Source organism: Lutibacter sp., from assembly GCF_046055765.1.
Lineage (GTDB): Bacteria > Bacteroidota > Bacteroidia > Flavobacteriales > Flavobacteriaceae > Lutibacter.
The window spans coordinates 1-15,027 of record NZ_JASFZF010000140.1; the positions used below are offsets into that span (position 1 = coordinate 1).

At 28.9% G+C, this 15,027-nt stretch carries 14 protein-coding genes and 1 pseudogene; all 15 read left to right on the forward strand.

Features of this window, described 5'->3' with window-relative positions:
- Positions 1-3,630: metallophosphoesterase (locus QM495_RS12690; RefSeq protein WP_408672485.1), on the forward strand; the 3,630-nt coding region annotated here is incomplete at its 5' end.
- A gap of 115 nt (positions 3,631-3,745) precedes the next feature.
- Entirely contained in the window at positions 3,746-5,257 is a 1,512-nt protein-coding gene (locus QM495_RS12695; protein ID WP_408672486.1) for an FMN-binding glutamate synthase family protein, read from the forward strand.
- 31 nt (positions 5,258-5,288) lie between these two features.
- The gene (locus QM495_RS12700; protein WP_408672487.1) at positions 5,289-5,432 is read left to right on the forward strand and encodes a hypothetical protein; all 144 of its coding nucleotides are present in this window, start codon (positions 5,289-5,291) and stop codon (positions 5,430-5,432) included.
- Positions 5,429-6,259, forward strand: a complete 831-nt coding sequence (locus QM495_RS12705) for an SdiA-regulated domain-containing protein (protein WP_408672488.1) — start codon at positions 5,429-5,431, stop codon at positions 6,257-6,259. The genes QM495_RS12700 and QM495_RS12705 overlap by 4 nt, the downstream gene beginning before the upstream one ends.
- Positions 6,256-7,272, forward strand: coding sequence for a DUF6268 family outer membrane beta-barrel protein (locus QM495_RS12710; protein ID WP_408672489.1), 1,017 nt, complete (start codon positions 6,256-6,258; stop codon positions 7,270-7,272). Before QM495_RS12705 ends, QM495_RS12710 begins: the two co-directional genes overlap by 4 nt.
- An 8-nt stretch (positions 7,273-7,280) precedes the next feature.
- A complete protein-coding gene (locus tag QM495_RS12715) occupies positions 7,281-8,351 on the forward strand; it encodes a DUF2652 domain-containing protein (RefSeq protein WP_408672490.1) in 1,071 nt (356 codons plus the stop codon).
- Between the two features lie 5 nt (positions 8,352-8,356).
- A complete protein-coding gene (locus QM495_RS12720) occupies positions 8,357-9,520 on the forward strand; it encodes a Pycsar system effector family protein (RefSeq protein ID WP_408672491.1) in 1,164 nt (387 codons plus the stop codon).
- Positions 9,521-9,530: 10 nt separating this feature from the next.
- Entirely contained in the window at positions 9,531-10,286 is a 756-nt protein-coding gene (locus QM495_RS12725; RefSeq protein WP_408672492.1) for an alpha/beta hydrolase family protein, read from the forward strand.
- A 62-nt stretch (positions 10,287-10,348) separates the two neighbouring features.
- Positions 10,349-11,026: a peroxiredoxin family protein gene (locus QM495_RS12730; protein ID WP_408672493.1), complete on the forward strand. Its 678-nt coding sequence runs from the start codon at positions 10,349-10,351 to the stop codon at positions 11,024-11,026.
- Between the two features lie 105 nt (positions 11,027-11,131).
- A complete protein-coding gene (locus QM495_RS12735) occupies positions 11,132-11,572 on the forward strand; it encodes a thioredoxin family protein (RefSeq protein WP_408672494.1) in 441 nt (146 codons plus the stop codon).
- Positions 11,573-11,622: 50 nt separating this feature from the next.
- Complete coding sequence (locus QM495_RS12740; protein ID WP_408672495.1) at positions 11,623-12,204, forward strand: hypothetical protein; 582 nt, start codon at positions 11,623-11,625, stop codon at positions 12,202-12,204.
- Between the two features lie 400 nt (positions 12,205-12,604).
- On the forward strand, positions 12,605-12,904 hold the full coding sequence (locus QM495_RS12745) for a DUF3179 domain-containing (seleno)protein (protein ID WP_408672498.1): 300 nt from the start codon (positions 12,605-12,607) through the stop codon (positions 12,902-12,904).
- Positions 12,905-13,403: 499 nt separating this feature from the next.
- Entirely contained in the window at positions 13,404-13,583 is a 180-nt protein-coding gene (locus QM495_RS12750) for a hypothetical protein (protein ID WP_408672496.1), read from the forward strand.
- 297 nt (positions 13,584-13,880) lie between these two features.
- Entirely contained in the window at positions 13,881-14,468 is a 588-nt protein-coding gene (locus tag QM495_RS12755) for a hypothetical protein (protein ID WP_408672497.1), read from the forward strand.
- Between the two features lie 367 nt (positions 14,469-14,835).
- Positions 14,836-15,027, forward strand: a pseudogene (locus QM495_RS12760) (integrase); the annotation flags it as partial.

The window sequence follows — 15,027 nt, forward strand, 5'->3', positions numbered from 1 at the left end:
TTATTTTTATTTATTCTCACATTCTTTTTCGCATATTCTTGCGCAACCTATGATAAAGTACCATTAAACAATTCAATTACTAATAAAATTGAGGTTTTAGGAACCAATTTTTTTTTAATTGGTGATGCTGGCTTCATTGAAAAAGGAAGACCTTCGGAAGCGTTGAATGCTTTAAATGAAAAAATAAAAGAGGCTAAAAAAGAAGATGTATTGCTATTTTTAGGAGATAATATTTATCCAAAAGGAATGCCTAGTTCAAAATCAGCTATCAACAGAAAAGAAGCTGAAGAATCCTTGCTAGCTCAACTTAATGTTGCTCAAATTTTTAAGGGGAAAGTCCTTTTTATATCTGGTAATCATGATTGGTATTCAGGAGTTGACGGATTAAGAGAACAACAAAAAATGGTAGAGAAAGCCTTGGGTAAAAAGAGTTTTTTACCAAAAAATGGCTGTCCATTAAACAGTTTTAAAGTTTTAAATAATATTATAATTATTACCGTTGACTCTGAATGGTATATCACCGATTGGGATAAGCATCCAAAAATGAATGATAACTGTGAAATAAAAACACGCACTAAATTTATTGAAGAATTCAAATCGTTAGTTAATAAAAATCAGGGGAAAACCATTATTTTGGCTATGCACCATCCCATATTCAGTAACGGTAATCACGGTGGACAATATGCTTTTAATCAATACGGACTGCCTATTTTAAATATTCCCATAAATATAATTAGAAGAACTTCAGGAATAGTTCCTTCCGATTTAAACTTTCCACTTTACAGAGAATTATCCAATAAAATAACTACTATTTTACAGGAATATAAAGAAAATGTAATTGTGGTTTCTGGTCACGAACATAATTTACAATATGTAGTTTATAAAAATATTCCTCAAATTATTAGCGGTTCAGGTTCAAAAGTAAATCCGGTAAGGCATTTCAAAAACGACACCACTACTTTTGAATATGCAAGCTTAGGTTATGCCATTTTAAATATCCAAACGGATAAACAACAAGTTTCTTTTTTTAATGCTAAAAACCAATTCATAAATTCTAGAATCATTCGTGCAAATTCAAAAGCAGCAAACTCAAAAAACACGTTTAAATTTCCTTCAACTCCAACTGTAAAAGCAGCTATTTATACTAATGCTAAAGCTTCCAAAAATAAGAAAGAACATCATTACAAGGATTTATATCTTAAAAAATTTGAATATCAAGTTGTTAATCTCGATACGCTTTACGGAGGATTGACGCCCATTAAATTGGGAGGAGGAAACCAATCTGTTTCCCTTCGTTTGGAAGATAAAGTAGGCAAAGAATATGTGATGAGACGGTTGAGAAAAAGTGCTACTCAATTTATTCAAGTAAAAGCCTTTCAAGAAAATTATATGAAAGACCAATTTAAAAATACTGCAGCCGAACGCTTTTTAATGGATTTTTATACAACCTCTTACCCTTTTGCCGCATTAGTTACAGGAAACTTATCTGATATTGTTGGCGTTTACCATAGCAATTCAGAGATATTTTACGTACCAAAACAACCTGCTTTACAACATTACAATGCAATAATTGGTAATGATTTATTTTTATTTGAAGAGAGGTCAACGAAAGATTTTAAGCATTTGGCTTCATTTGGAAATCCAGATGATATTGTTTCAACAGATGAAGTAATGAACCATTTAATGAAGGATGAAAAATATCAAATAGATCACAGCCAATATATAAAAACTCGCTTGTTTGATATGTGGCTAGGTGATTGGGACAGACACGAAGATCAATACCGTTGGGCAACTTTTAAAAACGCTGATGGAACAATTACTTATGCTCCAATTCCAAGAGATAGAGACCAGGCATTTCCAAAATTTGATGGCTTTTTAACACAGGCAACTACAAATTTAATTCCTGCGCTTCGCTTAATGCAATCGTTTGGTAGTAATATTAAAAATGTAAAAACCTTCAACCAAGTTATTTATAAAACCGATATGATGCTCATCAATCAGTCTAGTTTAAAAGAATGGATTGCAGAAGCAAATTTTTTAGAACAACATTTAACCGATGCTGAAATTGAAAAAGCATTTGCAAATTTCCCTTCGCAATTGAAAGATGAAAACATAGAGAGCATTAAATCAAATTTAAAGAAAAGAAGAAGTCATATTATTTCTTGGGCCAAGGAATATTTTACGATTTTAAATAAAAATGCCATTATTATTGGAACAAATAAAGATGATACTTTTGAAATTACACGGTTGGAAAATGGAGATACACGTATCAAAGTAATTCGTAATAAAAAGAATAAAAGTGATAATGACATCGTGTATGAAAAGATATTTTCGCCAGAAATCACTAAAGAAATTTGGTTATATGGCTTGAATGATAAAGACCATTTTATTGTTAATGGTTTGGGTAAAGCAACCATTAAAATTCTGATTATTGGCGGTCAAAATAAAGATACTTATACCATTGAAAATTCGTCTAAAATTAAAATTTATGATTATAAAAGCAACAAAAGCATTTTTGAAGGAGAATATGTAAAACGGACTTTAACAGATGATTATGATATCCATAATTTTAATCATCATAAATTTAAACATCATCTTCGCCAAATTTTACCGTCTATTGGTTACAATCCAGATGATGGTTTACGAATTGGAACCTTAGCTCATTTTACGAAGTTTGGCTTTGAAAACAATCCATTTTCACAAAAACACAGCGTTGGACTTAAATATTTTACAGCAACCAACGGTTTTGAAGTGAGTTACAAAGGTGAATTTTCTAAAATAATTGGCAACTTCAATTTAGGACTTGAAACTATGTACACAACTCCAGCTTTTAGCCAAAACTTTTTCGGGTTTGGGAATGAAACGGTTAATTTGGAAGATGATTTAGATATTGAATATTACAGGACAAGGCTAGAACAGTTTCAAGTAAAATTATCTCTTATCAAACGTGGCAGCATTGGTAGCTTGTGGAATATAAGTGTTCCTTTTCAATATATAAAACCAAATGATAATAATAACCGGTTTGTGGAACAATTGTTTTCTTCTGAAGAATTAAACGCTAAAAAATTTATAGGAATTGAAACAACCTATAGTTTTTTAAACAAAAATAACCATGCATTTTCAACGCTAGGAATTGAATTTAACCTTGCTGCTGGTTGGACAACAAATTTAGAGCAAAGCAAACAAAATTATGCGTATGTAAGTCCTTCTTTACAATTAAATTATCCTATTATAGGAAATGAAATTTTAACACTTTCAACACTTTGGAAAGGAAATATAATTTCAAATTCAAAATATGAATTTTACCAAGCATCTAATATTGGAGGAAAAGAAGGTTTAAGAGGTTTTAGAAACGAACGATTTTCAGGGAAAAGTTCCTATTATCAAAATACAGATTTAAGGTTGAATGTATTCAAATTTAATGCTGGTTTGGTTCCTGCAAAATTTGGCGTGTTTGGTGGGTATGATTATGGACGAGTTTGGTTGAGTAACAACAACTCAAACAAGTGGCATTCTTCTGTAGGTGGTGGTATTTTTGTGAATGGAGCAGGGTTATTTACGCTTCAAACTTCTTATTTCAGTTCTGATGATGGTGGACGTTTTATGTTTGGTCTAGGTTTTGGTTTGTAAATTAAAAGTGTCAGGAAACATCACTTAAGAAGTCTACTCTATAGCATTAATTTCATTTTAAAAAAATAGAATAACATATTAGAAACAATCATAGTAACCAATCATTTAAAACAACATGAAACCAAGAGAAATTTTTATCACAACAGCTATTTTAATGCTATCATTTATCCTACTATTTGGATTTATTTGGCAACCCATTTTATGGAGTTTAGTCCTTTTTATTCCAATAATTTTAATAGGTATTTTTGATATATTTCAAAATAAACATGCAATTAAAAAGAACTTTCCTGTAATTGGTCATTTTAGATATTTATTAGAATCTTTTCGTCCAGAAATTCAACAATATTTTGTAGAAACTGATATGGAAGGAACTCCTGTGAATAGAATATTTAGATCGCTTATTTATTCAAGGGCTAAAAATGAAAATGAAACCACACCGTTTGGAACAAAAGCTAATGTGTATAAAGCTGGATATGAGTGCATAGCTCACTCTATGTATCCAAAAAAGCAGAATGAAGTAGATCAGAACCCCCGAATAACAATTGGAGGAAAAGATTGTAAACAACCTTATAATTCAAGTATTTTAAATATTTCAGCAATGAGTTTTGGTGCACTTAGTCAAAATGCTGTACTCGCTTTAAATAAAGGTGCTAAATTAGGTGGGTTTGCTCATAATACTGGAGAAGGCGGTATTAGTCCGTATCATTTAGAAGGTGGCGGTGATTTAATTTGGCAAGTTGGTACAGGTTATTTTGGCTGTAGAACAACAGATGGTAACTTTTGCCTAGATACTTTTAAAAAAAGAGCGTTGATAGAAAATGTTAAAATGATTGAAATTAAACTTTCGCAAGGTGCAAAACCAGGTCATGGAGGTATTTTACCCGCAGCAAAAAATACAGAAGAAATTGCAAAAATAAGAGATGTAAAACCTTTTACAGATGTCCATTCCCCACCTTCTCACAACGCATTTGAAAACGCTGAAGGATTAATGCATTTCATTCAACAGTTAAGAGAACTTTCTAATGGAAAACCAATCGGATTTAAATTATGTGTTGGAAGTAAAGAAGAATTTAGTGAATTATGTGATGCCATGCAGAAAACATCTATTTTCCCCGATTTTATTACTGTAGATGGTGGAGAAGGTGGAACAGGTGCTGCTCCAGTAGAATTTTCAAACTCAATAGGATTACCATTGCGAGAGGGATTGTCATTTGTAGTTGATACTTTAAAAAAGTACAATTTAAAAAACGAAATCAAAGTAATTGCATCTGGTAAAGTGTTTTCGGCTTTTCATATGATGCGTTTACATGCTTTAGGAGCTGATGGAATTAACAGTGCAAGAGCAATGATGATGGCTATTGGCTGCATTCAAGCTTTGCAATGCAACACCAATAAATGTCCTGTTGGTGTAGCAACTCAAAATAAAAGTTTAATGAAAGGATTAGATGTAAATGATAAGTACATACGTGTAGCTAACTACCATAAAAAAATAATTCACAGTTTTACAGAGATGTTAGTTGCAGCTGGTATTTCTAATCCTTCTGAAATTCAACGGAAACATATTTTACATCGTTTAGGACCAAATAAAATGGTTACTTATAGTGAGTTATATCCAGAAAAGATTTAAATTTTAACAAGTTAATTAAAAAATTATCACAATGAAAAATGGTTTATTAATAGCACTTATCATCATTGCAATTACAATGATTATTATTAGTATTTCTGCAAAAATAGTTCCTCCTGCACTAACAGGTATTGGATTTATTATTATTGCATTCTTATTTTACAAGAAGGAAATATGAATTTAAATAATTCATTTTTTGCTTTAACATTATTATTCATTTCTTGTCAAAAACAATTGAAAGAGAATTTTGATGAATGCACCATTTATAATTTAAGTCAGCCTACCAAGGTTTGGAAATTACCAAAACAACTTAAAGAAATATCAGGAATTGTTATTCTGAATGGGCAAAAGGCAATTTGTGTGAATGATGAAGAAGGTAATTTATTCATTTATGATTTAAATACCAAAAATATTGAACAAACCATTTTCTTTCACAAAAAAGGGGATTATGAAGATCTTGCCATAAAAGATAGCACTGCATTTGTACTTCGATCTGATGGAACTATTTTTGAAGTTCAAAATTTTATGGATAGTCCTAAAACTGTAAAACACAGCACTTTTTTAACTAAAAAAGACAATGCAGAAGGTTTATTTTTAGATGCATCAAAAAACCAGTTATTAGTTGCTTGCAAGGGAAATTCAGAAACTAAAAATGAATCAAGGTTTGTTTATGAATTTTTGTTGAAGAATAAACGCTTAAACAAGAATCCTTTTTTAACCATTCAACAGAAAATAGTAAAAGCAAAATACAATTTTAAAAAACCATTTTCACCAAGTGGAATTGCAATTCATCCTATTTCAAAAAATATTTACGTCCTTTCTTCAGTAGGGAAAATGTTAGCAGAATTTACTTCAGAAGGAAAATTACAAAAAATTTATAGTCTCAATTATTCACATTTTCAGCAACCAGAAGGTATCAATTTTGATGAAGAAGGTAATTTCTATATTTCAAATGAAGCTAGAAAAGGAAAAGCCAATATATTGAAATTCAACTATTTATTATGAAAAAAATCAATCTGAAAATTATTGTTGTTGGTTTTCTTTTTCTTATTAATTATGAGCTGCAGGCTCAAACTGATAATACAACTGATGCATCTAATGAATATTGTATTCCAGCACTTAAAGGAATTCCTATAGGAAAAGGTGTTTCTTTTGAATATCAAACAATGCCCAATATTTCTATTGAAACTCATGATAAAACAGGTCTATTTGGTGACTCTAAAAACACGATAAAGAACAACAGTCATATTGAAGCTAAACTAAAAATTCCTATTATAAATAAACCTTATTTAAATATTTTAGGAGGTTTAAAATACACCTTTGAAGAATATCATTTTAAAAATTTAAGTGAGAATTCAAATCCGTTTTACAGAAGTTTAGAAGATAAAGCTTTGAAAAGTATTGGCGCTAATGTTACCATTATTAAACCTACAAAATCTAAAAAGTTTTGGATTTTAAGAGCTAGCACAGATTTTAACGGAGACTACAGCAGTCATGCAAGTGGTAATTTAACAGATTATTTAAAATTTTCTATTGCACCAGCTTTAGGTTGGAAAGTAAATGATAATTTTTCGTATGCACTTGGTTTGAGTTATAATTATCGTTTTGGTAATCCGCTTATTTTACCAATTATAGCCATCAATAAAAACTTTAATAAAAAATGGGGAATAGAAGCTCTTTTGCCATTATTTATAAAATCGAGATACATTCACAATAAAAGTTTAAATTGGTTGAATAAAATTGAAATTGATGGAGCCTCTTATAAACTGAATAACTTGAAACCTGAGTTAACACAATACTCAAATATTCATTTACACCGTTCTGCAATTCAGTTTTCTTCAAGAATTGAAAAAAAATTAGTTGGTTGGCTTTGGGCTGCTTCTGAAATTGGTTTTCAGAAAAATTTAACTTATAATGTAACAAATTCGAACCGTTCAAAAAAGGATATTATTTTTGAGAATACGTTAAAAAGCGGTTTGCTATTTAATGTATCCTTATTTATTTCACCTAGAAAATAATAGAAATTATGCAAAAAGCACTTTATTTTATGCCTGATATTAGTGGTTTTACAAAATTTGTAAATAACACTGAATTGGAGCACAGTATTCATATTATTTCTGAATTACTTGAACTGTTAATAGATAACAACTCTTTAGCATTGGAATTGGTTGAAATTGAAGGCGATGCATTATTTATGTTTACGTCTAAAACACCTAGTTATGCCGCGCTTTTAAACCAAACCACCACCATGCTGGAGCAATTTCATAAACATACAAAAAACTATGAAACGAAACGAATTTGTAATTGTGGTTCGTGTAGAACAACCACAAATTTAGAACTTAAATTTATAGTTCATTATGGCGAATTGGCATTTATAAAAGTCAAAACATTTATAAAGCCTTATGGTCGTGAGGTAATTAAAATACATCGATTATTAAAAAATAAGGTGCCCGTAAACGAATATGTTTTATTTACAAATGACACCTATGAATTGTATAAAAATGAAATTGATAAAACTTGGGTAAAATCAAGTGAAATGTATGATTTATTAGACATTTCTTATTTTTATAAAAATCTTGAAAGTATTCAAAAAAAAGTACAATTAGAATTTAAAAATAACACCATTTACACTACTGAAAAAAGTATTCCTACACTTGAAATTGAGCGGACAATTGACTTTAATATTCAAGATATTTACGCATTTATAAGTGAATTAAAATATCGCCATTTATGGGATAAGGAAATTAAAAAATTGGAGTTTGATGAAAATAAAATTAATAGAATAGGAACCGAGCATAATTGTGTACTTAATATAGGTAATTTAAAATTTGAAACTATCACTGATTCATCTTCAAACGATTTTATGTATGGAGAAAGTACCAAAGATCTGCGATTTACTAAAAACTTTTCATATTTCATAAAACTTCATAAAATTGAGGAGAATAGAACAAATGTTAAAGTGAGTTTATTTTTAGAATTAACAACAATAGGTTCATTTATAAATGTAACTATTTTTAAAAAAATTTCAAAAGCATGGAATACTAAACTTAATCAATTAGAATTAGCATTAAAAAATAAAAATCAACTACAAAATTAATAGTTATGAATTCAATCCTTCAAAAAGCAGAAAGCTTTGTATTAAATAGTTTAAATAAAAACTTGAGCAGCGAATATGTTTATCATACTTTTCATCATACGCAATTTGTAGTTTCTAAAATAAATGAAATCATTCAAATTGAAAACCTTACCGATGATGAAAAAGAAATTGTTTTACTTGCTGGGTGGTTTCATGATATAGGTTATACTGTTGGTAAGAAACAACACGAAGACCACAGTATTAAAATTGCAACCGATTTTCTAACTACGGAAGGTTATGAATCGTTTAAAATAGAACAAATTTCAGATTGTATTAATGCTACAAAACTAAATGAAACACCTTCTACCTTGCTTCAAGAAATTCTTTGCGATGCTGATTTTGCACATTTTGCGTCAAAAAACTACCCTAAAATTTCAAATCAACTAAAAACCGAATTTGAAAATATTGGTTGCGGAACCTATTCCAATCAAGAATGGATGAAGGAAAATATTAAAGTTTTTAAAAATCATAAATATTACACAAAATATGCCAATTTAAATTGGGATATAGCTAAAAATGAAAATTTAATTTCAATAAAAAAGGAGTTAAAAAAAGCAATAAAAAAAGCCAAAGAAAAAGAAATTTCAAGCAAACGTTCTGAAAGAAGTATTGATACATTATTTAGAGTTACCTTAAAAAATCATATCACATTAAGTGATATTGCTGATACAAAAGCCAATATCTTACTGTCGGTAAATGCTATTATTATTTCTATGGCATTGTCCAATTTAATTCCAAAATTTGATAATCCAAATAACTTTTTTCTAATTTATCCAACTATTATTTTTGTATTGTTTAGTGTTATTTCCATGGTTTTATCGGTTTTGGCAACAAGACCAAGTGTAACATCTGGAAAGTTTACCAAAGAAGATGTTGACAACAAAAAAGTAAATTTATTATTTTTTGGAAATTTTCATAAAATGAAATTAAATGAATTTGAAGCCGCTTTAAACGTGGTTATGAATGATAAAGATTATTTGTATGCATCTATGACCAAAGATTTATATTTTTTAGGTCAGGTTTTAGATAAAAAATACAAAATTCTTCGCTGGACTTATTCCATTTTTATGATTGGAATTATAACTTCTGTAATTGCATTTGCAATATCATATAACCTTTTAAGTAAATAATAAATTACATATGATTACCAAAAAAATAACATTTAAAAATGCTAGTGGAATACGCTTAGTTGCAAGATTGGAATTACCAGAGAATGAACCCAAAGCTTATGCGCTTTTTGCACATTGTTTTACTTGCAATAAAAATTTAACAGCAGTGCGAACAATTGGTAGAACACTCACTGAAAAAAATATAGCTGTTTTGCGTTTTGATTTTACAGGTTTAGGTGAAAGTGAAGGAGATTTTGAAAACACTAATTTCTCCTCTAATATTGAGGATTTATATAGTGCAGCTCAATTTTTAAAACTCAATTATAAAGCACCATCACTACTAATTGGTCATTCTTTAGGAGGTGCCGCAGTATTGTATGCTTCTATTAACATACCGTCCATCAAAGCAATAGCTACTATTGGCGCACCTGCTTGCCCTACACATGTTTCTCATATTTTTAAAAATAGTGTTGCAGAAATAAATGCTTCAGGTAAAGCAATAGTTTCTATCGGAGGAAGAAATTTCACGATTAAAAAACAATTTATGGAAGATATTAAATCCAAAAATATTCATAGGGCATTGAAAAAATTTAGAGATTCACTTTTAATTTTACATTCCCCTCAAGATACCATAGTTGGAATTGAAAATGCTGCTGAGATTTATGCTGCCGCAAGACACCCTAAAAGTTTTATATCATTAAACGGTGCCGATCATTTATTAACTAATAAAAAAGATTCTAAATATGTTGGAAAAATTATTGCAACTTGGGCAGATAGATATTTATAATAAAAAAATAACCACTGTCATGTCTTTAGTTCTAGTTCGTCTAATTAAAATAAATATTTAAAATGAAAAAAATAATAATTTTATCCGTACTATTTATCTCGTTATTAGCTTGTAAAAACAATAAAGAGATTAAAGAAGTTAAAACAATTAAACCTCTTGAAACAGCTAAAAATATAGATTATGCTGTTTTCGGAATGAATTCCGAATACCTTCCAAAAGGGTTAAAAGTTGGCTCTTTAGCACCTCAAATTACAATGACAACTGATGAAAATGAAATAGTGAAATTAAAAGATTTTTATAAAAATCAACCCCTTGTTATTATTTTTTATCGTGGTTATTGGTGTCCGGTTTGTAATAAACACTTATCGGAATTTGCAGTTAGAGCTAAAGAAATAGAAAACAGAGGTGCAAAACTAATTGCCATTTCTTCTGAAAGTTATGAAAATGTAGACAAGACGAGAGATAAAACAAATGCAAATTTTACAATTATTTCTGATATTGATGGAAGTATTATGAAAGCATTTGATGTTAATTATAATGTTACCAATGAATATCAAAAAATGATTTTAGAGAAATTAAATGCTTCTATTGCTAAAACCAATGCTACCAATAATGCTGTATTACCTGTTCCGGCAACTTATATAATAAATACAAATGGGAAAATTGTTTACAAACAATTTAACCCAAATTATAAAGTTAGAGCATCCATTGAAGATATTTTAAATAATTTACCCAAATAAAATAGTGTATAGGCTTATAAATTTATGAGTCTATTTATAAGTGTGCAATAAGCACAAAATTGATATTAATTTTTGAATCAAGAATAATTTAACAAATCTATTATAATGAAAATAGTTATAGCACTCGGTATCACTTTACTTTTAATTTTTGGATTTTATAATTTTAAAAATGAAAAAGAATTAACCAATCCAAATGGTATCCAGTTTACTGAGCGTTCATGGAAAGAAGCTATTAAAGAAGCAAAAAAACAAAATAAATTAATTTTCTTAGATATCTATGCTACATGGTGTGGTCCTTGCCAAAGAATGAAAAAAACCACTTTTAACAATGAAAAAGTAGGTGCATATTTCAATACTAATTTCGTAAATATTGCTATTGATGGTGAAACACTAGAGGGACAAAAACTGATTAAAAAATACGGAGTTCGCGGCTATCCTTCATTATTATTTGTAAATACAGATGAAAGTTTAAAAGCAATTAAAACAGGTTTTCATAACACAGATAGGTTATTGAGGTACGGTAAACAATCTTTTCGTGCCCAATAATTTTTTCATAAAAAAATAGTTAATTTTTAATATAAAATATAAGCTGATTTATGATATTTAAAAAAATAATCATTCTATTTTATTTGCTGTTACTTTCATTGCCGTCATTCGCACAAAATGAAAAAGATATAGCAGTTGGTAATATAGAGTTTGGTACTGAATTACAACTATATCCAGTAGGCTATATGCCAACAATTACTTCAAATATATTCATTAAAAATAATATAGCATTACGTTTCAGAATAGGTGGTAATTTTGCAAATCGGCAAGATTTTAGTGGATTAAACGATGAGGAAATTGTAAAAGGTTTTGGAGGAAGTATTGGTTTGGTAAAATATTTTCCTTACCGAAAAGGAAATTTTATAGCTGGATTTACTGTTGATGGTTGGAACATGTGGACAGATTGGAAAGATGAACTAAATACTTCAACTCCCAAAAGCGGTACCACTTATAATCTTGTGATTCAGCCATGGATAAATGCTGGTTATTTATATAAATTATCAGAGAAATGGAGTACCGGTCTAACTTTAGGAATTGGCAGAGAAATAAATGCAATTACAAGTGGTAAACAGGTGGGGGAAGGTTGGATTGGCTCACTAACATTGACAACCAACTTTTTAATTAAAAATTAAATTAGAATCAGTAAGTTTAAACCCACATACCATCAATAATTTTAAAACATTCTGAGCAAATGTATACCCAAATGTATACACACTATAAAATGGAGTTACTACATTTACTCAAACATTCTTTTAAGACTGTTTAACTAAAAACAAATATCTTATAATTATGAAAAAACGACATTACAGTACTAAATTTTTAATATAATCCTCTAATTTATAAACCTGTATCTATAAGAGAATATACGTTAACATAAAACCAACAAAAAAACGATTGCTATGTTACATCAAATTCTGGAGCATAAACCTGAATTCAATAACTTAATGCAACAAAAAGAATAAATTTTCACAAGGTATATAGCACTTCTTAAAACCAAACATTAATACCTAAAGTAAGTGTTTTTCACAAATTATAACTACTTTTCACGGAAGAACTGCCCCTTTAAAACGCTTTTTTGACACAGCTAAAGTTGACAAACGCTTACCAGCTATGGAGAGAATTGTGGACATTGAAAATAACGGGAACTATAAAATTTATAGTTTTAGCAGTGTAGCTAAGAAAGGTGTTATTAATGATACTTTTAAAACAAGTAAAGTCGTGCTATTTTATAATTCTGGAGCTATTTCTATTTTAGATAAAAATGACATTTCAAAGTCAAAAAATATTGGCTCAGTAACTGTTTTAATGCTGTTTTGGATGGAGTGCATTTAACCTTTAAAAAGAAAAAAGGGATATTTATTGATACCAAGACCAAATCAAAATGGGATATTACAGGGTATTGCTTTGAAGGAAAACAATTACAAATAATACCGCATAGTAATCATTTTGATTTTGCTTGGTTAGCCTTTAATCCTAATAGTGAAATTTATTCGGAATAAGAGAATAACAAACTCTTATTATTACTAACACAAATACAACAAGCATAATATAAAGTTTATTACAGCATTCAAACAAATTTGAATATAGTCTAAATAATTAATTATCTATAGTGTTTAAAATTTGCTATTCTGAAAAAAATATGTTATATTAAACATCTGCCAAAGCCTGTTTTTTTTAAACTCCACATAACTTTTTAGTGTTTAATTACACCATAACCAAAAGTATAATTTTATAAAAAAACACAATTTTAAGTCTTTTCTTTTGAAGGCTTAAAAGTGATTTAAGGAGTTTTTAACAATAATGATTGTATAACTTAAATAACTATAACATCATGAAAAAATTAGATTTAAACAACATGAAATTACCACTTTCTAAAAAAAGATTTAGTAAATTGAGAAAAGCCATTAGAACAGGACGTGTAAAATGGATGGAAATGTCAAAAGAGTTAATGTACTCTTATCAAGATTTTTGGAAATCAGAGAAATATAAAAACATGGAAAAAATAGATTAATTGGTATTTATCAAAAAACATTAAATTACAAAATAAATAGTGTTTTGAAATCTGGAGTACTAATAACTTATAAACACCAACAATTGATTTACCTTCTGCATTTAAAAAGTGTTCACAAATGTGTACACATTCTAAAAACAAAAACCTCAACACCCTCTTTGTAAGATTGTTAAGGTTTTCATGGTTGTTTTATAAAAATTTAACCTTTTATCTACAAATTCTTTTCTTTCTCATAAGAAAAGAAGGTTATTTGTTTAGCTGTGTAATATTTGTTACATTGCAATAAAAATTTACAAGATGAAAAACAATTTACTCCTAATTTTTATGACCCTTTTTATGTTTAGTTGTGACAATGATAATGATCCAACTAATAATGTTTGTGAAAATAATTATGTTACAGATGCAATTACTACTGCATTTTCTGTTGCAAATGGTTATGACGATTTAGCCGAATGGATGGATTTAGAGACTCATGAATATGAAATTCAAATTAATGAAAACGGTGAAATATGTACTGTAGGTTATCAAAACCCAAGTACATATACTGGAGGGTACACTATTGAAATTATCAACAATACAAATTCTTCTTCAACAAGTTATTCAGGGACTCATACTTTTTTACAAACAGCTTTAGATTACCAAACAATTACACCTGTTACCGTTGTAAGTGGCGATTATATAACTGTTAAAAGAACCATTTTACCTGGATATACAAATTTAAATCAAACCGTTGGACGTGTTTTAAGAAAGTCTAATTTTACAAATGTTCCTTTTCCAATTACTCAAGGAAATGTAGTTTTTCAAGGATCCGTTTTTTATGGGGCTGGTGGTCCTGTTTCCAACAATTCACAACCTTATATAGCTTTAGGCTTTAAAGTTAACTAACAAATTATTTAAAATCAAAACAATACACACGTAAAGAAAAGTTTTTAACACATTAAAAAAAGAGAAAAGTAACTCAAAACTGAAATTGTTGCCAATAATGTTGCCTTCTTTTAAAATCAAAAAACCTTAACTTTCTCATTACAAGATTGTTAAGGTTTTAAGAATCGGTCTGGACGGAACCAACAGACACTTTTTCTCACTTACCCAAATCATAGCAAATCACTCTACACCCCTTATAAATAAAGAGTTTGTCAAACATATAAAAGTAAGTGAAATTAAGTGAATTATCTATAAACAAAACTATTGTGGGGATAATGTGGGGATAATTTTGTATCTTTATAATACTAAAAATTAAGCTATAAAAGATATGTCAACACTAAACTACCTTGTAAAAGGGCAAAAGTATTATTCAAATATACTCATTAGATTTAAGAATGGAAGAAAATTCGATTATACCGCATCAACCGATTTAAAAATTAACCCTAAAAATTGGAGTCAAGCAAAACAAAAAGTTAAAAATACTGCTGGTGATAAAACCAAAGATGCTATTAACAGCCAC

Bases quoted from the DNA above. Each gene is read 5' to 3' on its own strand.
- QM495_RS12740 (WP_408672495.1), top strand. From the start codon at position 11,623: ATGATATTTAAAAAAATAATCATTCTATTTTATTTGCTGTTACTTTCA.
- QM495_RS12705 (WP_408672488.1), top strand. From the start codon at position 5,429: ATGAATTTAAATAATTCATTTTTTGCTTTAACATTATTATTCATTTCT.
- QM495_RS12695 (WP_408672486.1), top strand. From the start codon at position 3,746: ATGAAACCAAGAGAAATTTTTATCACAACAGCTATTTTAATGCTATCA.
- QM495_RS12725 (WP_408672492.1), top strand. From the start codon at position 9,531: ATGATTACCAAAAAAATAACATTTAAAAATGCTAGTGGAATACGCTTA.
- QM495_RS12735 (WP_408672494.1), top strand. From the start codon at position 11,132: ATGAAAATAGTTATAGCACTCGGTATCACTTTACTTTTAATTTTTGGA.
- QM495_RS12710 (WP_408672489.1), top strand. From the start codon at position 6,256: ATGAAAAAAATCAATCTGAAAATTATTGTTGTTGGTTTTCTTTTTCTT.
- QM495_RS12700 (WP_408672487.1), top strand. From the start codon at position 5,289: ATGAAAAATGGTTTATTAATAGCACTTATCATCATTGCAATTACAATG.
- QM495_RS12720 (WP_408672491.1), top strand. From the start codon at position 8,357: ATGAATTCAATCCTTCAAAAAGCAGAAAGCTTTGTATTAAATAGTTTA.
- QM495_RS12750 (WP_408672496.1), top strand. From the start codon at position 13,404: ATGAAAAAATTAGATTTAAACAACATGAAATTACCACTTTCTAAAAAA.
- QM495_RS12715 (WP_408672490.1), top strand. From the start codon at position 7,281: ATGCAAAAAGCACTTTATTTTATGCCTGATATTAGTGGTTTTACAAAA.
- QM495_RS12755 (WP_408672497.1), top strand. From the start codon at position 13,881: ATGAAAAACAATTTACTCCTAATTTTTATGACCCTTTTTATGTTTAGT.
- QM495_RS12730 (WP_408672493.1), top strand. From the start codon at position 10,349: ATGAAAAAAATAATAATTTTATCCGTACTATTTATCTCGTTATTAGCT.